Origin of the sequence: Neisseria sp. HMSC055H02 (genome assembly GCF_001813335.1) — a bacterium.
Lineage (GTDB): Bacteria > Pseudomonadota > Gammaproteobacteria > Burkholderiales > Neisseriaceae > Neisseria > Neisseria sicca_C.
In genome coordinates, this window is the sequence record NZ_KV812081.1 from 61,420 (window position 1) to 78,088 (window position 16,669).

At 49.9% G+C, this 16,669-nt stretch carries 18 protein-coding genes and 2 tRNA genes; 10 read left to right on the plus strand and 10 right to left on the minus strand.

Annotated features, from left to right (window positions below):
- Positions 1 to 307 precede the first annotated feature (307 nt).
- The 3 genes from trpD to HMPREF2907_RS03415 form a co-directional block, all read right to left on the minus strand.
- Positions 308 to 1,342 (minus strand): anthranilate phosphoribosyltransferase, encoded by a 1,035-nt coding sequence (gene trpD, locus HMPREF2907_RS03405; RefSeq protein ID WP_070680085.1) that lies wholly within the window; start codon positions 1,340 to 1,342, stop codon positions 308 to 310.
- Between the two features lie 67 nt (positions 1,343 to 1,409).
- Positions 1,410 to 2,000 (minus strand): aminodeoxychorismate/anthranilate synthase component II, encoded by a 591-nt coding sequence (locus HMPREF2907_RS03410; protein WP_070680088.1) that lies wholly within the window; start codon positions 1,998 to 2,000, stop codon positions 1,410 to 1,412.
- Between the two features lie 14 nt (positions 2,001 to 2,014).
- Positions 2,015 to 2,350 carry a hypothetical protein gene (locus HMPREF2907_RS03415; RefSeq protein ID WP_003767144.1) on the minus strand — a complete coding sequence of 112 codons (336 nt, stop codon included), beginning with the start codon at positions 2,348 to 2,350 and terminating at the stop codon, positions 2,015 to 2,017.
- Positions 2,351 to 2,496: 146 nt separating this feature from the next.
- Between HMPREF2907_RS03415 and HMPREF2907_RS03420 the strand changes: the two genes are divergently transcribed.
- Positions 2,497 to 3,375 (plus strand): cupin-like domain-containing protein, encoded by an 879-nt coding sequence (locus HMPREF2907_RS03420; RefSeq protein ID WP_070680091.1) that lies wholly within the window; start codon positions 2,497 to 2,499, stop codon positions 3,373 to 3,375.
- Between the two features lie 66 nt (positions 3,376 to 3,441).
- Here HMPREF2907_RS03420 and HMPREF2907_RS03425 read toward each other — a convergent pair whose 3' ends face one another.
- The gene (locus HMPREF2907_RS03425; RefSeq protein ID WP_070680094.1) at positions 3,442 to 3,903 is read right to left on the minus strand and encodes a DUF4124 domain-containing protein; all 462 of its coding nucleotides are present in this window, start codon (positions 3,901 to 3,903) and stop codon (positions 3,442 to 3,444) included.
- Positions 3,904 to 3,925: 22 nt separating this feature from the next.
- Positions 3,926 to 4,120, minus strand: a complete 195-nt coding sequence (locus HMPREF2907_RS03430) for a hypothetical protein (RefSeq protein WP_039405018.1) — start codon at positions 4,118 to 4,120, stop codon at positions 3,926 to 3,928.
- A gap of 98 nt (positions 4,121 to 4,218) precedes the next feature.
- On the opposite strand from HMPREF2907_RS03430, the gene HMPREF2907_RS03435 reads away from it, so the two are divergent.
- On the plus strand, positions 4,219 to 5,847 hold the full coding sequence (locus HMPREF2907_RS03435; RefSeq protein WP_070680097.1) for an ABC-F family ATPase: 1,629 nt from the start codon (positions 4,219 to 4,221) through the stop codon (positions 5,845 to 5,847).
- A gap of 327 nt (positions 5,848 to 6,174) precedes the next feature.
- On the opposite strand, the gene HMPREF2907_RS03440 is transcribed toward HMPREF2907_RS03435, so the two are convergent.
- Entirely contained in the window at positions 6,175 to 6,756 is a 582-nt protein-coding gene (locus HMPREF2907_RS03440; protein WP_016686415.1) for a superoxide dismutase, read from the minus strand.
- Between the two features lie 157 nt (positions 6,757 to 6,913).
- Here HMPREF2907_RS03440 and dnaB point away from each other — a divergent pair, with 157 nt between their 5' ends.
- The 6 genes from dnaB (at position 6,914) to HMPREF2907_RS03470 (ending at position 11,918) form a co-directional block, all read left to right on the plus strand.
- Complete coding sequence (gene dnaB / locus HMPREF2907_RS03445; protein ID WP_003778401.1) at positions 6,914 to 8,320, plus strand: replicative DNA helicase; 1,407 nt, start codon at positions 6,914 to 6,916, stop codon at positions 8,318 to 8,320.
- 156 nt (positions 8,321 to 8,476) lie between these two features.
- A complete protein-coding gene (locus HMPREF2907_RS03450) occupies positions 8,477 to 9,169 on the plus strand; it encodes a GspH/FimT family pseudopilin (protein ID WP_016686417.1) in 693 nt (230 codons plus the stop codon).
- A gap of 12 nt (positions 9,170 to 9,181) precedes the next feature.
- Positions 9,182 to 9,853, plus strand: coding sequence for a type IV pilus modification protein PilV (pilV, locus tag HMPREF2907_RS03455; protein WP_210388584.1), 672 nt, complete (start codon positions 9,182 to 9,184; stop codon positions 9,851 to 9,853).
- Positions 9,853 to 10,827, plus strand: coding sequence for a PilW family protein (locus HMPREF2907_RS03460; RefSeq protein WP_016686419.1), 975 nt, complete (start codon positions 9,853 to 9,855; stop codon positions 10,825 to 10,827). Before pilV ends, HMPREF2907_RS03460 begins: the two co-directional genes overlap by 1 nt.
- Complete coding sequence (locus tag HMPREF2907_RS03465; protein WP_016686420.1) at positions 10,806 to 11,414, plus strand: pilus assembly PilX family protein; 609 nt, start codon at positions 10,806 to 10,808, stop codon at positions 11,412 to 11,414. Before HMPREF2907_RS03460 ends, HMPREF2907_RS03465 begins: the two co-directional genes overlap by 22 nt.
- Before the next feature lie 12 nt (positions 11,415 to 11,426).
- Positions 11,427 to 11,918, plus strand: coding sequence for a PilX family type IV pilin (locus tag HMPREF2907_RS03470; protein ID WP_016686421.1), 492 nt, complete (start codon positions 11,427 to 11,429; stop codon positions 11,916 to 11,918).
- Between the two features lie 170 nt (positions 11,919 to 12,088).
- Here the strand turns inward: HMPREF2907_RS03470 and panC are convergent, their stop codons facing one another.
- From panC to HMPREF2907_RS03490, 4 genes are all read right to left on the minus strand, one after another.
- Positions 12,089 to 12,925 (minus strand): pantoate--beta-alanine ligase, encoded by an 837-nt coding sequence (gene panC / locus HMPREF2907_RS03475; RefSeq protein WP_070680102.1) that lies wholly within the window; start codon positions 12,923 to 12,925, stop codon positions 12,089 to 12,091.
- A gap of 171 nt (positions 12,926 to 13,096) precedes the next feature.
- Entirely contained in the window at positions 13,097 to 13,885 is a 789-nt protein-coding gene (gene panB, locus HMPREF2907_RS03480; protein WP_070603478.1) for a 3-methyl-2-oxobutanoate hydroxymethyltransferase, read from the minus strand.
- 132 nt (positions 13,886 to 14,017) lie between these two features.
- A tRNA-Thr gene (locus tag HMPREF2907_RS03485) sits at positions 14,018 to 14,093 on the minus strand.
- 36 nt (positions 14,094 to 14,129) lie between these two features.
- Positions 14,130 to 14,205 (minus strand) — tRNA-Thr (locus HMPREF2907_RS03490).
- A gap of 242 nt (positions 14,206 to 14,447) precedes the next feature.
- Between HMPREF2907_RS03490 and HMPREF2907_RS03495 the strand changes: the two genes are divergently transcribed.
- Both HMPREF2907_RS03495 and hemA read left to right on the plus strand, forming a co-directional pair.
- Complete coding sequence (locus HMPREF2907_RS03495; protein WP_070680105.1) at positions 14,448 to 15,239, plus strand: polyamine aminopropyltransferase; 792 nt, start codon at positions 14,448 to 14,450, stop codon at positions 15,237 to 15,239.
- A gap of 149 nt (positions 15,240 to 15,388) precedes the next feature.
- Positions 15,389 to 16,642, plus strand: a complete 1,254-nt coding sequence (gene hemA, locus HMPREF2907_RS03500) for a glutamyl-tRNA reductase (protein ID WP_070680109.1) — start codon at positions 15,389 to 15,391, stop codon at positions 16,640 to 16,642.
- Positions 16,643 to 16,669 lie beyond the last annotated feature (27 nt).

Below are 16,669 nucleotides of genomic sequence, written 5' to 3' on the forward strand. Positions count from 1 at the left end.
TACTGGTTTAAAGTTAATCCACTATATAATAAAGCACGCAAAACGCCCCGACTCAATCATCCAGTCTGTTTTTTTATTTCACTATATAACAAACCGCCCCCGCCTTCAATGCAACCACATTCCCAATTATCATTAAAATCCGATAGTTAAATCTGATTTAAGAGGATATGGGTCGTCTGAAAAAACGGTTTCAGACGATTTGAAGGAAGCATCAACATAAATAAACGCCTTATCAATATCCGAATATTCGAGAGTTGCTATAAAAAATCGTCTGAAAACTGGCTTCCCGTTTTCAGACGACCTTTGCTTACTCTTTGGCAAATTGCTGCGTAAAGCGGACAAATTCTTCTTTTTTCGCTTTTGCCTTGCCTGAATCGATGGCTGCTTCGGCGGCTTTGACACCGTCCGCCAACGAAGGCACGACATTGCCGGCATAGAGCGCGGCGGCGGCGTTGAGCAGGACGATGTCGCGTGCCGCGCCATGTTTGCCGCTCAACACTTCATCCATTTTTTCCAAAGACTCTTGCGCGTTGGCGACTTTGATTTCGTCCAAATCGCGGCGGATTTCGATACCGAAATCGGCGGGGCTGATGTCGTATTCGCGGATTTCTCCGTCTTTCAGCTCGGCAACGCGAGTTTTGCCCGTCAGCGTGATTTCGTCCAAACCGCCTTCGCCGCACACGACCAAAACGTGTTTGGAACCAAGCTGTTTCAATACGCGCGACAGGATGCCGCATAAGTCGATATGGAACACGCCCAAAAGCTGGTTTGGCGCGCCGGCGGGGTTGGTCAGCGGTCCCAAGATATTGAAAATACTTCTAAACCCGAGCGAACGGCGCACGGGCGCGACGTGGCGCATCGCGCTGTGGTGGTTTTGGGCAAACATAAAGCCCAAGCCTGTTTGACGGATGCTTTCGGCGACTTGCTCAGGCGTAATGTTCAACACCGCGCCCATCTGCTCCATCACGTCTGCCGCGCCGCTGGACGAGGAAACGGAGCGTCCGCCATGTTTGGCGACTTTCGCGCCTGCCGCCGCCGCGACAAACATTGAAGTCGTGGAAATATTGAAGGTTTTTGCACCGTCCCCGCCCGTGCCGACAATATCGACGAGGTCGTCTGAATTTTTCAGCGGCACTTTGGCGGCAAATTCGCGCATGACGGCGGCGGCGGCGGTGATTTCCGATACGGTTTCGACTTTAATCCGCAATCCGGTCAAGATGGCGGCGATTTGTTCGGGCGGCACCTGCCCGCTCATAATCTGGCGCATCAGGTCGGTCATTTCGTCGTAAAACAATTCGTTGTTGCTGATTAAGCGTTCGATGGCTTGTTGCGGTGTAATCATGGTTCAATCCTTTTTACGGGTATTTTTACGTCAAACGTCGTCTGAAAGTTTTCAGACGACGTTTGGTTTAAGCGGCGGACGCTTGGAAGTTTTTAAATTCTTCCAAAAAGTTTTTCAACATATCGTGTCCGTGTTCGGTCAACAGGGCTTCGGGGTGGAACTGCACGCCTTCAATGGCGTATTCCTTGTGTCGCACGCCCATGATTTCCTGATCTTCCGTCCATGCGGTTACTTCCAAGCAATCGGGCAGCGTATCGCGGGCGATGACAAGGCTGTGATAACGCGTGCAGGTAACGGGATTGGGCAAATCTTTGAACATGCCTTTGTTCAAATGGAACACGGGCGAAACTTTGCCGTGCATCAGCGTTTTTGCCCGCACCACATCCCCGCCAAACGCTTCGCCTATCGTCTGATGCCCGAGGCACACGCCCATAATCGGCAGCTTGCCGGCAAAATGGCGCATGGCGGCGACCGAAATGCCCGCTTCTTTCGGCGAACAAGGACCCGGCCCGATAACGAGATATTGCGGTTTCAAAGCCTCGATTTCTTCGAGCGTAATATCGTCGTTGCGGCGGACGACGACTTCCTGACCGAGTTCGGCGAAATATTGGACGATGTTGTAGGTGAAACTGTCATAGTTATCAATGAACAAAAGCATGAGTGTGCGGCCTTTTAGGGTTGTTTGACGGCGGCGATGTTTTCGGGCGAATTGATAAACGCCCACATCTGCTCTTCGGTTCGGAAAACGCCGTTACGGACAATATAATGCAGCGGATGCTTAATCAGCGCATCCGCTTTGCGGACAAATACACGCATATTGCTGCTGTTTGCCGCCATTTCCAACACTTTGGCGGCAAAAGCGGGGCGGTGCAGCTTGTCGTGCATCAGCGGATGGCGGGCGATGTATTCGTTCAGAGGCTTGCCGCTGCTGTGGAAATCCGTGTGCAGCGGGTCGAGGAATACAATAAAAAAAGGCATCTTGCCCAAATAATCGTCTGCATCGTTCATAAGCGTTTCGGACGGAATATTTATATCGACATAATATCACAGTTAACCGCGATTCTTGATTCCAATCAGGTCGTCTGAAACATCGCTTGCCTCCTTCCGAAATATTCACTTAAAATCAGTCTTACATTCCAAAAAGAGATTTGCTTATGGGTTTCAAACTTACTCCGATTGATGTTGTTGATGACATCAGCCGCGAAGATTTTTATCAGAATTATCTCAAGCCGCGCCGTCCCGTCGTGATCAAAGGACTGACCCGCAACTGGCCTGCCCGTGACAAATGGTCGCTGGACTATATGAAAGAAACCGTCGGCGATATCGTCGTCCCCTTGTACGACAGTGCCAAAGCCAACCCTTCCGCGCCGATTAACGCCGCCAGTACGGAAATGCGCTTTAGCGATTATATCGATCTGATCAAACGCGAACCGACGGATTTGCGGATTTTCTTATTTGACCCCATCAAACACGCTCCCGCCTTGCTGAACGACTACGTTTTCCCCAAAGAGCTGATGGGAGGATTCTTAGACCGTTACCCTACTCTATTTTTCGGCGGTGCAGGTTCGGAAACCTTCCTGCACTACGACATTGATATGGCGCACATCTTCCATACGCATTTCGGCAAGAAACACATCATCTTGTTCGATTACAAATGGAAAGAGCGCCTGTTCCGCATTCCTTTCGCCACTTACGCGCTGGAAGACTACCACGTCGACAACCCCGATACGGAACGTTTCCCCGAGCTTGAAGGCATCGAAGGCATCGAATGTTTCTTGGAATACGGCGACACCCTGTTCATGCCGACCGGCTGGTGGCATTGGATGAAATACCTTGACGGCTCATTCTCCATCTCCCTGCGCGCATGGGATGAAAGCTGGGCGGTTAAGGCGCATAGTTTGTGGAACCTGACCGTACAGCGCAAGTTCGACGACTTCATGAAAGCCCGCTTTAAAGCACGCTACATGAATTGGAAAGAACAGCTTGCCTGCAAACGCGCCCGCCGCGCATGGGAACGCGGCCTGCCTCGTTAAAACACGCTTAAAGGTCGTCTGAAAACGGTATTTCAGACGACCTTTTTATTGACATCTTTTTCTCTATCAATACTCAGGCATCATCTCACCTTCACCGCCCATACTGTTTGCCGCATTAACCCGTTCCTGCGCGGCTTTCACTTGATTTTCCAAACCCTTAATCCGTTCTTGATAACGGGCGTAGTTGCGCTCGTTGCCATAACGGACCTGTTTGCCCTCTTCCAGATTTTTCTGTGCCTGAGCCAATTCGTCTTGCGCCGAAGATGAACCGGGCATTGCGCCGGCCGGTGGAGGCGGCATTTGTTCGGAAGGAGCGTTTCCTGAAGCAGCGCTTGCTGATGCCGAGTGTGCGGACGGTGCGGCGGAGGTATAAACCGAAGGTCTGCCGATATTGCCCGGTTTGCAGTTTTTGCCGCCGGTCTGCGTATAGGTTTTACGTCCCGATTTGTCGATACACTCAAACACAGGTGATGCCGTCGTAGCGGCGGAAAATGCGAGCAGTAATGTGCTTAAAATCAATTTATTCATTCTTATACCTTTCATCAAATCATCAAAACCATATCCACCATGCCACCAAAGCAATGATCATCACCAAATTCGCAATAATAATCGGCTTCCATTGCCGAGGTGCGTGGCGTAATTCTGCGCCTGAACGTGTGCGGCGGATGTAGAAAAACGGACTGAGCAGCATGGATGCGGCGCACAACAGAATAATCACGGCGTAATAGATTTTTTCGGTTTCCATTTCCTCCGCCCCGTTTCAGACGACCTATACAAAATATGCTACAATCGCCGGCGATTATAACACCCTGTTTATCTATATTTATAAAGGTTTTACCAATAATGATTTCTACCAACGGCATTACCATGCAGTTCGGCGCGAAGCCGCTGTTTGAAAACGTATCCGTCAAGTTCGGCGAAGGCAACCGCTACGGCTTGATCGGTGCGAACGGTTCGGGCAAATCCACCTTCATGAAAATCCTTGGCGGCGATTTGGAACAGACTGCGGGCGAAGTCGCGATTGAAAACGGCGTGCGTTTGGGTAAATTGCGCCAAGACCAGTTTGCCTACGAAGACATGCGCGTGCTGGACGTGGTGATGATGGGGCATACCGAAATGTGGGCGGCGATGACCGAACGCGACGCGATTTACGCCAATCCCGAAGCCACCGAAGACGACTACATGAAAGCCGCCGAACTGGAAGCCAAGTTCGCCGAATACGACGGCTACACCGCCGAAGCGCGCGCCGCCGAACTGTTGAGCGGCGTGGGCATTTCTGAAGATTTGCACAATGCGACCATGGCGGAAGTCGCCCCGGGCTTCAAGCTGCGCGTATTGCTGGCGCAAGCCCTGTTCTCCAAACCTGATGTTCTCTTGCTTGACGAGCCGACCAACAACTTGGACATCAATACCATCCGCTGGCTGGAGGGTGTGTTGAACCAATACGACTCCACCATGATCATCATCTCGCACGACCGTCACTTCTTAAACGAAGTCTGCACGCACATGGCGGATTTGGACTACAACACCATCACCATCTACCCGGGCAACTACGACGACTACATGCTCGCCTCCGCCCAATCGCGCGAACGCGCCCTGAAAGACAACGCCAAGGCAAAAGAGAAACTGCAAGAGCTGCAAGAGTTCGTCGCCCGCTTCTCCGCCAACAAATCCAAAGCCCGCCAAGCAACCAGTCGTCTGAAACAGGCAGACAAAATCAAAGCCGAGATGGTCGAAGTCAAGCCTTCTACCCGCCAAAACCCTTATATCCGCTTTGAAGCCGATGAAAAAGCCAAGCTGCACCGTCAGGCGGTTGAAGTCGAAAATTTGGCCAAACGCTTTGAAACCCAGTTGTTCAAAAACCTGAGCTTCATCCTCGAAGCCGGTCAGCGCCTCGCCATCATCGGCCCCAACGGTGCGGGTAAATCCACCCTGCTGAAACTACTCGCCGGCGCATTCAAGCCCGAATACGCCGAAGGCATCGCCCCCGATGCAGGTACCATCAAATGGGCGGAAAAAGCCAACGTCGGCTATTACCCGCAAGACCACGAAAACGACTTCGATGTCGATATGAACCTGAGCGAATGGATGCGCCAATGGGGCCAAGAAGGCGACGACGAACAAGTCATCCGTGGCACTTTGGGGCGTTTGCTCTTCGGCAGCAACGACGTGGTGAAAAAAGTGCAGGTTCTCTCCGGCGGTGAAAAAGGCCGTATGCTCTACGGCAAACTCCTGCTGCTGAAACCCAATGTGCTGATTATGGACGAACCCACCAACCACATGGACATGGAAAGCATCGAATCGCTGAACATGGCGCTGGAGAAATACAACGGCACGCTGATTTTCGTGTCGCACGACCGCCAGTTCGTCTCCTCGCTCGCCACCCAGATTATCGAGCTGGACGGCAAGGGCGGTTACGAACACTATCTGGGCGATTACGAAAGCTATCTGGAGAAAAAAGGCTTGGCTTAATTACGCCGTTTTAATCAATGTCTGAAACACCAACGTCGTCTGAAAGACTGTATCTTTCAGACGACGTTTATTTTTTAAAATCCGTTTATAAAATGTTTAAACAAGTTGCATCTACTTCGGTTGCCTATGATGGAAATAAGCAGGCATATATCGTGTTACCAAACTTGCGCTGCCATTCATCTTATTGACAGGAACTAATCCAAGTTTCTGAAGTTTCAGCCATTTCCAATATTTCTAAAATATCAGAGAAATCATAAGCAACAACAAAAGGTCGCCTGAAAACCCAAATCCAAGTTTTCAGACGACCTTTTCATATCAACCGATTATTTAAGCAGCAAAGCGTTTGGCGACTTCGTCCCAGTTGACGATTTCCCAGAAACCTTTCAGGTAGTTGGGGCGGCTGTTGCGGTAGTCGATGTAGTAGGCGTGTTCCCATACGTCGCAGGTCAGCAGCGGAGTGTTTTCAGTGGTCAGCGGAGTTGCCGCATTGGAAGTGGAAACCAAATCCAATTCGCCGGCAGGGGTTTTCACCAGCCATGCCCAACCTGAACCGAAAGTGCCTGCCGCGCAAGCATTGAAAGCTTCTTGGAATTTCTCGAAGCTGCCCCATTTGGCGTCGATGGCGGCGGCCAGCTCGCCGGAAGGTTTGCCTTGACCTTTGGGCGTAAAACCCAGCCAGTAGAAGGTGTGGTTCCAAGTTTGGGCTGCGTTGTTGAACACGCCGCCTGAAGATTTTTTCACAATCTCTTCCAAAGGCAGGTTTTCAAATTCGGTACCTTTGATTTGATTGTTCAGATTGGTGATGTAGGTTTGATGGTGCTTGCCGTAGTGGTACTCCAAAGTCTCTTTGCTCAGATGCGGGGACAATGCGTCCAGTTCATAAGGCAGTTGTGGCAGCTTATGTTCCATTTTAGTGCTCCTAAATTATTTGTTTTTGGTAGTGTCCGCTGCTCGGTATAAACCGGACAGCTTCGTTATTTTACCTGCTTTAAATCAGAGAAACCAGTTAAACTTGCGCTGCGCTATAATAACGGTTTCCAATTTCCATTCACTTAGGATTGCCGCCATGAACGATTATCCCGATACGTCGTCTGAAGACCGCGAAGTCAGCGCGTTGTCGCTGCCGCCGCATTCGATGGAGGCGGAGCAATCCGTTTTGGGCGGTCTTTTGCTCGAGAATTCGGCTTGGGACAGAATCGCCGATGTGGTTACCGGTGAAGACTTCTACCGACACGAACACCGCCTGATTTTCCGCGCCATCGCCAATCTGATTAATGAAAGCCGTCCTGCCGACGTGATTACCGTTCAGGAAAGTTTGGAGCGTAACGAAGAATTGGAGGCGGCGGGCGGATTCAATTACCTGATTACTTTGGCGCAAAACACGCCGTCCGCTGCGAATATCCGCCGCTATGCCGAAATCGTGCGCGAGCGTTCCATTATGCGCCAACTTGCCGAAGTCGGGACCGAAATCGCCCGTAGTGCCTACAATCCGCAAGGCAGGGATGCGGGGCAGCTTTTGGATGAAGCGGAAAACAAGGTATTCCAAATTGCGGAAAGTACGGCTAAATCCAAACAAGGTTTTCTCGAAATGCCTGCGCTTTTGAAGGAAGTAGTCGAGCGCATCGACATGCTTTATTCACGCGATAATCCGGATGAAGTTACCGGCGTGTCAACAGGGTTTATCGACTTGGATAAAAAAACCTCAGGTCTCCAGCCCGGTGATTTGATTATTGTGGCAGGTCGTCCCTCTATGGGTAAAACTGCCTTTTCCATCAATATCGCGGAACATGTTGCCGTAGAGGGCAAGCTGCCTGTCGCCGTATTTTCGATGGAGATGGGCGGCGCGCAACTGGTGATGCGTATGTTGGGTTCGGTGGGCAGGCTTGATCAGAGCGTCTTGAAAACAGGCAGATTGGAAGATGAACACTGGGGTCGTCTGAACGAAGCAGTAGTCAAGCTTTCCGATGCGCCTATGTATATTGACGAAACACCGGGCTTGACCGCGCTCGAATTGCGCGCCCGCGCCCGTCGTCTTGCGCGCCAGTTCAACGGAAAATTGGGCTTAATCGTGATTGACTACCTGCAATTAATGGCAGGCTCAGGCCGTTCGGACAACCGCGCCTCAGAACTCGGCGAAATTTCGCGCTCCCTCAAAGCCTTGGCGAAGGAGCTGCAAGTTCCCGTTATTGCTTTGTCGCAGTTGAGCCGTACCGTAGAGCAGCGTACCGACAAGCGCCCAATGATGTCCGACTTGCGGGAGTCTGGTGCCATCGAGCAGGATGCCGACCTGATTATGTTTATGTACCGCGACGAATACTATAACCAAGAATCGCCCATGAAAGGCCTTGCGGAATGTATTATCGGTAAACACCGTAACGGTCCTGTCGGGAAAGTATTCCTCACTTGGATGGGACAATTTACCAAATTCGACAATGCAGCCTACGTACCCGAATCCGCATTGATGGAAGATTGAGACAAATCAGCCTAAAAACCAAGCAAATTTCATATTTTATTAGGCAATTCATCCCAATATCGTTTAGAATGAGCCAAACCGCATAATTCCGGCGATAAAAATATTCTAAGCCGGATGATAAAACACATTACTTAACTCCAGACGTTTTTACTACTCATGTACGCACAACAAAAAGGTTTTACCTTAATCGAATTGTTGGTCGTGATCGCTATTACCGCCATCATGGCCACTATCGCCCTTCCCAATATGAGCGAATGGATTGCCTCCCGCCGCGCTGCCAGTCAGGCAGAGCAGGTGGCAAACCTCTTGCGCTTTGCAAGAGCCGAAGCAGTCCGCCTCAATCTCCCTGTCTATGTCTGTCCCGTAAAAGTTAGAAAACACGGCTTGGCTGACGGCACATGCGACAGCAGCCAAAAAAGCAGCGGCCTGCTCGCCTATGCCGATACAAATCGGGACGTAGCCTATAAGAATGACACAAGCGATATTTCTTTGCGCTCCATAGTCCTCAACGGTACCGACCCTGCCAAAGTTTCCCATACATTCCAACACGTCGCATTTGGAAAAGATAATGCCGATGACGGTGAGGCCGTATTTTGGTCATTTATGCCCAACGGCACATTCGGCTATACCGCCTCTAAAACACTGGATAAATCAACAACTTTCAAATACGCCGACGGCTACATCAAAATCAGCATGACCGATTCCGCCGCAACGACTGAAGAAACCAAAAAATCCCGCGCCAGTATCGTCCTTATCGACAGCAGCGGTCGAGTCGAAATCTGCGCCAAATCAGATTCGCGACCCCTTTGCCAATATTCAGAATCTCAAAGTCCCGAACCCAAAAAATAAAAATACCATCCTATGAAATACATAACATTACATACAAAAGGTCGTCTGAAAACGAGCAAAGCGAGTTTCGCCAAAACCCGTTATTCAGATTTTTCCAAACCTAACCAAGCAGGTATGACTTTAATTGAAGTCTTGGTCGCCATGTTCGTCCTCGCAATCGGCGTACTCGCCCTACTCGCCATCCAGTTGCGTACCGTTTCCAGCGTACGCGAAGCGGAAGGGCAAACCATCGTATCCCAGCTTACCCAAAACTTAGTTGAAGGTATGCTGATTAATCCAAGGCTGGAAGAATGCACTCGTAACAATGGTCAGCGTGGATTTTGTAAAACATACATTGATTATTACATTACTGCCGGCTCTAGTGATAATCCCAAAAACGAAAAATTAGATCCCACAACCAGCATGAGCAAAAAAAGTTTAGCAAAAGCACAGATCGCACAATTCGATCAAGCCTTGCGTGCTGCTTTACCTGAATCCGAATTTCATTATGAAATCTGCCGAGACAGTTCTAATGAAGAGCCTACTTACGATGGATCATTTAATTCTCATTGTGACAAAAAGGCAGATGCTGATACTGTTATTAAAGTGTTATGGCTTAAAGATGCAGAAAGCGACAAAGCAGCAAGCGGCAAATCCGATGAACCAATTGTTTACACCTACCAAGTACGCGTAAGGGAAAGATAATGAATAATAAAAACCGCCCACACATTCCGGTAAAAACAGGTATGCAAGGCTTCAGCCTGATTGAATTCCTTGTAGCAAGCGCATTGAGCATGATAGTCCTGCTGGCCGTCAGCTCGGGCTATTTTACCGCCCGCAGCCTGAACACCGCTGCAACCTCCCGTCTAAACGTCCAACAGGATTTGCGCAACGCATCCAACCAAATTGTGCGTGATGCCCGTATGGCTGGTAACTTTGGCTGTTTCAATATGTCAGGCTTCGATGACCAAGTCGTTATTCAAGATTTCGGTTCCGCAGATTTATTCAAACTCAAGGGTACTGGATCAATACTTCCCGCTGTCAGAGAAACAGACTCTTTAGGCTTAAAGGACTTTACACCGAGTGGAAAAGCACTGATTTTCCAATACGGCATAGATGCCCAAGATCCGCCTGCAGAAACTGCAGTTGCCAGCAATTGTACTAACATTACCAAGCCAGGAACGAAAATCACCGATGGTAAAGCAGCTTTAAAGTCAGATAGTTCCCAAGCAGGCAATATCTCAATCATGAAACATGAGGTAAATGCTTACGCTGTTGGTAAAGTAGATGGGCAAGAAGGTTTGTACCGTTTCCAACTGGCTGACAACGGTACATGGAGTAATCCGCAGTTGCTGATTAAGGGAATAAAAAATATGGACATCCATTACTTTTATACTGAAGAATGCCCTGAGACCTTTGAAGGAAGTGAAGCCGCATCAGCCCCTACCCCCACCACTGCTGGAAATGCACAAAATCAGGGAACAAGTCAGGAAAAAGACGAAAAATTCAAATATACTAAAGAATTTTCCAATAAAGAAACACCTGCCTCCATCGAGATCCTGTTGAACGGAGGTAACAGTATCAATGTAGGCAAAAACAATGATAAAAATGAAGTCCAAATCTATCGAATCAACGCGACTGTACGCGGAGGAAACAAATGCGCAGACCGATTACTTTAAACCATCCTGCTAAAGCCTCTGCACAAACAGGCTTCGCATTATTCATCGTCCTGATGATCATGATCGTCATCGCCTTGCTCGTCGTTACTGCGACCCAGTCCTATAATACCGAGCAGCGTATCAGTACAAATGACGCCGACCATAAATTTGCTACCACGCTTGCGGAAGCGGCATTGCGTGAAGGTGAGAACTATATTTATTCTATTGAAGATGGAACAACAACCTTTGATGATGATTGTACAAATGGCCTTTGTAAAGCGAAATCACTCCCCGCGTCGAAGCCCAATGAACCATATACCACCACCACAGGCAAAGTAATAGTAGAAGGGAATTCCACTGAAGAGGCTTGGCATAGAGAATGTGGCAAAGATAAAGTTAAGTGCATTGATATTAACGGTATCCCCTATCCTGGCAAAAATAGCGGAGCTAAAAAAAATTGCAGACCTAAAAAAGATGCGTGTTACATCATCGAATACCTAAGCACCAATTCTACCGACAACCGTACCATTTATCGCGTTACCGCCAAAGCATGGGGAAAAAACGAAAATACGGTAGTTATGCTGCAATCCTATGTGGCCAACGAATAAATAGATAAAATCATGAATACGTCTATCACTAAAGTTCAAGGGTTTACGCTGGTCGAGATGCTGATTGTCGTTGCTATCATCGGCATCCTCAGTACCATCGCTTACCCTTCCTATATCCATTACATCGAACGCGGCTATCAATCTCAAGCGCATACGGAACTGCTTGCTATTAACAATGCCTTAAAAACCGAATTAGTCAAAAATCCTACCCTTAAAATAAAAGATGAAATTGAGGGAGATACGGGATTGGTTAAGACCTACAAAGCTGCGCCCGAGGTCGCTGCCAAATACGACTTCAGCGGTGAAATGAAAAATAAGGACGCTAAAAACAGCAGGGCTTATTATCTTTTCGCCACTCCGAAAACCGGTACTGATTACAAACTTTCCGTTTGGATGGACAGCTTGGGCAATGCCTATAAATGTACTGATGCAGAATCGGCTAAAACCAAGTCAACAAGCAAAAACGGCAATACAGGCTGTGAACAGGTAGGTTATAAAAAATAGAGAACTAAATCGGCTCTTTTATTTGCTTTTAAGCCTTAAGATCTATTTTGTTAAAATTTAGTTTCGTCGAATAATATCGGCTATCCATATTCCAAAATATAGCGATAAAGCAAACAAAGGTCGTCTGAAAACACATTTGGTTTTCAGACGACCTTTTTCTATTCCAACAATCAAGCCAAGCTGACTTCCAAATTGTCAATCAGGCGCGTCGTTCCCAAGCGGGCAGCGGCGAGGACGACGAGGGCTTTGTCGCCGGTGCGGGCGACGGCGAGGCTTTCGGCATGGCGGATTTCGACGTAATCAACCACCCAGCCGGCTTCGGTCAGGCGGCGGACGGTTTCTGTTTCCAGTCCGACATAATCGAGATTGCCGTTTTTGAGTTCGGCGGCGACGCGCTGCAATTCGCGGTACAGACGCGGGGCTTCGGCGCGCTCGGCTTCACTGAGGTATTGGTTGCGGCTGGAAAGCGCGAGTCCGTCAGGAGCGCGTCCGGTATCGACGGGAACGATGTCGATATTGAAATTCAGGTCTTCGACAAAGCCTTTGATAATCGCCAACTGCTGGTAGTCTTTTTTGCCGAAGCAGGCGGTATCGGGTTGGACGATGTTGAACAGTTTGCTGACGACAGTAGCGACACCGCGGAAATGACCGGGGCGGAATTTGCCGCACAATTCGTTTTGGAGGTTGGGCGGTTCGACGTTGAAACGTTGCTCGACATTGGGATACAGCTCTTTTTCGTCGGGCGCGAACACGACAGCTACGCCTTCGTTGGCGAGTTTGTCGGCGTCTTGCTGCAAGGTGCGCGGGTATTTGTCGAAATCCTCGCCCTGTCCGAATTGTAGGCGGTTGACGAATATGCTGACGACGACGTTGTCGGCGCGTTTTTTGGCTTCGCGAACGAGGGCGAGATGGCCTTCGTGCAGATTGCCCATAGTCGGCACAAGGGCAACGCTGCCTGCGTTTTTGCGCCATTCGCGTAATTCTTTAATGGTATGAATGATTTGCATGGTGGAAAATGTCCTTTATCTTTTTCGGGATTGCGGCGCTCAGCCGCTGTATTTTGTCAGCCCGAAAATCACGCGCCGATTATACGCTGGGAACACGGACAAACAAAGGTCGTCTGAAATTCGGTTTTCACGATGAAAACCTTTTCAGACGACCTTTTTCAGTTGAGGGTATCAAGCAAACGAATGTTCCGCAGCGGGAAAGGTTTTGGCTTTGACTTCATGGACATAGGCTTCAACGGCGGTTTGGATGCTGTCTTTGCCCTGCATGAAGTTTTTGACGAATTTGGCGGTTTTGCCCGGAAAAATGCCGAGCATATCGTGCATGACCAAAACTTGTCCGTCGCAATCCACACCTGCGCCAATACCGATGGTCGGGCAAGAGACGGTTTCGGTTACTTTTTTCGCCAATTCCGCCGGCACGCATTCCATCAATACGATGGCAGCACCCGCTTGGTCGTGTGCTTTCGCATCTGCCAACAAGGCTTCCGCCTTATCGCCCCGCCCCTGCACTTTATATCCGCCAAACGCAAACACGGACTGCGGAGTCAAGCCGATATGGGCGCAGACGGGAATGCCGCGCATTTGCAGGAATTCGGTGGTTTCCGCCATCCAAACGCCGCCTTCGAGTTTGACCATATGCGCGCCCGCCGCCATCAGTTCGGCAGCGGCGGCAAACGCCTGTTCTTTACTCTGCTGATACGCACCAAAAGGCAAGTCGCTGACAATCATCGCGTTTTCCGTACCGCGCGCGACGTTTTCGGTGTGGTAACACATATCGCGCAGGCTGACGGGCAGCGTGGATTTTCGCCCCTGCACAGTCATGCCCAAGGAATCGCCCACCAGCAAAACATCGACTCCGGCGTTATCCATCAACGCGGCAAAGCTGGATTCATAGGCGGTCAGCATGGCGATTTTTTCGCCTTCTGCCTTCATCTTTTGCAGTGTGTTCACAGTAATCATTAGAATGTGTTCCGCCTTTTTCAGACGACCTTTTAGATTAAAACGGGCTATTATAGTGAAATGCCCGCCGCCCTGCCACCCGAACGGCAAACGCAAAACAGCCCGACTGCTTTGACAATCGGGCTGTTTGATTGGTGCCGGCACCAAGAGTCGAACTCGGGACCCCCTGATTACAAGTCAGGTGCTCTACCAACTGAGCTATACCGGCTTACTGAAATACCTTGCGGCACCTTCAGCGATAAACTGGTGCCGGCACCAAGAGTCGAACTCGGGACCCCCTGATTACAAGTCAGGTGCTCTACCAACTGAGCTATACCGGCAAAGAAGCCGAATTATGCCGTTAACTGCCCCGCTTGGCAAGAGCCTGTCGCCCACAAAGTAAATTTTTATAAAAAATATCTGATTTAAAAAGAAATTTATTTCAAGCGTAATGATTACCCCATATATGAACCAAGCCGCTCAGGCATATAGCCGAAAGGTCGTCTGAAAAACAACCGCACAAAAAGCATTTCAGACGACACTCTGATAAAATACCCCCCTTTCCCCTCCATCCGTCCACATCATGCCACGACACCCCTACCGCCGCCTGCGCCCCGCCAAGTCCGACCTGCCCGAAGTCGGCATTTCCGAAGAAGGCAACATCCGCTCGTTGCATTTGGGCAGCGACACCATCCAAAGCTCGATGAACCTCGACCATCCCGCCGAACTGGTTTTGTCGTACAGCCGCGCGATGATGGGCTGGCTTCTGTTTGCGGAAGAAACGCCGAAACACATCACCCAAATCGGCTTGGGCGGCGGCTCGTTCGCGCGCTGGATAGACAGCTACCTGCCCGACACCAAGCAAACCGCCGTGGACATCAACCCGCAGGTCATCGCCGTCGCCCGCAGCCTGTTCGAGCTGCCGTTTGAAGGGGAAAACTTTGAAATCGTCGAAGCGGACGGCGCGGAATACATCAAAGTGTTCCGCCACAATACCGACGTGATTTTAGTGGACGGCTTCGACGGCGAACAAATCATCGACGCACTGGTGGAAGAACCCTTCTTCCAAGACTGCCGCCACGCCCTCTCGCCCGACGGCGTGTTCGTCACCAACTGGTGGAGCGGCGACAAACGCTACCAACGCTTTATCGAACGCCTACTCAACGTCTTCGAAGGCCGCGTGCTGGAACTGCCCGCCGAAAGCCACGGCAATATGGCGGTGATGGCGTTCCAAAGCAGCCCGAAAGAGCAAAACCTCGACAAGCTGAAAAAGCGCGCGGAAAAGTTAAGCGGACAATACGGCTTGGATTTCAAACGGATGTTGAGCGATTTGAAAGCAAACAACCCCAACAACGGCAAACATTTTTATCTGTGAGATGAGCAGGTCGTCTGAAAACCTAAAGCCGCCGATACATAAAATTTCAGACGACCGCCATTTATCCGCTCTTCCTTATCCGTTCATTTCATATCTGAATTGGGCTATAATACCGCCCGACACACACCATTCCGCAAAACATCCTCCCCATGCAACTCACCGCCGTCGGACTCAATCATCAAACTGCGCCCCTGAGCATACGCGAGAAATTAGCATTCGCCGCCGAGCATCTCCCCGATGCCGTTCGCGCTTTGGCACACAGTCCGACCGCTGACGAAGCCGTCATTCTGTCTACCTGCAACCGTACCGAACTCTACTGCGTCGGCGATACCGAGCGGATTATTGAATGGCTCGCCGAATATCATAATCTTCCTATCGAAGAAATCCGTCCCTACCTCTACACTTTAGACAACAACGAAACCATCCGACACGCCTTCCGCGTAGCCTGCGGGCTGGATTCCATGGTGTTGGGGGAACCGCAAATCCTCGGACAAATCAAAGATGCCGTCCGTATCGCCCAAGAGCAGGAAAGCATCAATTCACACCTCAATGCGCTGTTCCAAAAAACCTTCTCAGTAGCCAAAGAAATCCGTACCGATACCGCCGTCGGTGAAAATTCCGTATCTATGGCATCCGCCTCGGTCAAAATGGCGGAACAAATTTTCCCTGATATTGCCGATTTGAATGTTTTATTTATCGGCGCAGGCGAAATGATTGAACTGGTGGCCACCTACTTTGCCGCGAAAAACCCCAAACTGATTACCGTTGCCAACCGCACCCTGCCCCGTGCACAAGAATTGTGCGATAAACTCGGCATTACTGCCGAACCTCGCCTGCTGACCGACCTGCCTGAAATTTTGCACGAATACGATGTCGTCGTTTCTTCAACTGCCAGCCAGCTTCCGTTGGTCGGCAAAGGTATGGTTGAACGCGCTTTGAAACAACGCCATAACATGCCCGTTTTCCTATTGGATTTGGCCGTCCCCAGAGACATCGAAGCAGAAGTGGGCGGACTTGGAGATGCCTATCTCTATACCGTCGACGATATGATGAACATCGTCCAAAGCGGTAAAGAATCACGGCAAAAAGCCGCCGCAGCCGCCGAAGCCATGGTTGAAGAAAAAGTCAGTGAATTTATCCGACAACAAAAAAGCCGCCAAAGCGTCCCGCTTATCCGCGCACTTCGCGACGAGGGCGAGCGCGCCCGCAGACAAGTGCTGGAAAATGCAATGAAGCAATTGGCAAAAGGCACATCCCCAGAAGAAGTCCTCGAACGCCTCTCTATCCAACTGACCAACAAACTGCTCCATTCCCCTACCCGAACCCTCAATAAAGCAGGCTCGACCGACAGTGATCTTGTAGAAGCCGTCGCCCAAATTTATCATTTAGACAAAAATGATTGAAGCTATAAAATATAAAGGTCGTCTGAA

Coding starts and splice junctions, on each gene's coding strand:
- HMPREF2907_RS03470 (WP_016686421.1), top strand. CDS start 11,427: ATGAATACGTCTATCACTAAAGTTCAAGGGTTTACGCTGGTCGAGATG.
- trpD (WP_070680085.1), bottom strand. CDS start 1,342: ATGATTACACCGCAACAAGCCATCGAACGCTTAATCAGCAACAACGAA.
- HMPREF2907_RS03420 (WP_070680091.1), top strand. CDS start 2,497: ATGGGTTTCAAACTTACTCCGATTGATGTTGTTGATGACATCAGCCGC.
- HMPREF2907_RS03460 (WP_016686419.1), top strand. CDS start 9,853: ATGAATAATAAAAACCGCCCACACATTCCGGTAAAAACAGGTATGCAA.
- HMPREF2907_RS03435 (WP_070680097.1), top strand. CDS start 4,219: ATGATTTCTACCAACGGCATTACCATGCAGTTCGGCGCGAAGCCGCTG.
- HMPREF2907_RS03440 (WP_016686415.1), bottom strand. CDS start 6,756: ATGGAACATAAGCTGCCACAACTGCCTTATGAACTGGACGCATTGTCC.
- HMPREF2907_RS03465 (WP_016686420.1), top strand. CDS start 10,806: ATGCGCAGACCGATTACTTTAAACCATCCTGCTAAAGCCTCTGCACAA.
- HMPREF2907_RS03425 (WP_070680094.1), bottom strand. CDS start 3,903: ATGAATAAATTGATTTTAAGCACATTACTGCTCGCATTTTCCGCCGCT.
- HMPREF2907_RS03450 (WP_016686417.1), top strand. CDS start 8,477: ATGTACGCACAACAAAAAGGTTTTACCTTAATCGAATTGTTGGTCGTG.
- panC (WP_070680102.1), bottom strand. CDS start 12,925: ATGCAAATCATTCATACCATTAAAGAATTACGCGAATGGCGCAAAAAC.
- HMPREF2907_RS03495 (WP_070680105.1), top strand. CDS start 14,448: ATGCCACGACACCCCTACCGCCGCCTGCGCCCCGCCAAGTCCGACCTG.
- HMPREF2907_RS03410 (WP_070680088.1), bottom strand. CDS start 2,000: ATGCTTTTGTTCATTGATAACTATGACAGTTTCACCTACAACATCGTC.
- panB (WP_070603478.1), bottom strand. CDS start 13,885: ATGATTACTGTGAACACACTGCAAAAGATGAAGGCAGAAGGCGAAAAA.
- dnaB (WP_003778401.1), top strand. CDS start 6,914: ATGAACGATTATCCCGATACGTCGTCTGAAGACCGCGAAGTCAGCGCG.
- pilV (WP_210388584.1), top strand. CDS start 9,182: ATGAAATACATAACATTACATACAAAAGGTCGTCTGAAAACGAGCAAA.
- hemA (WP_070680109.1), top strand. CDS start 15,389: ATGCAACTCACCGCCGTCGGACTCAATCATCAAACTGCGCCCCTGAGC.
- HMPREF2907_RS03415 (WP_003767144.1), bottom strand. CDS start 2,350: ATGAACGATGCAGACGATTATTTGGGCAAGATGCCTTTTTTTATTGTA.
- HMPREF2907_RS03430 (WP_039405018.1), bottom strand. CDS start 4,120: ATGGAAACCGAAAAAATCTATTACGCCGTGATTATTCTGTTGTGCGCC.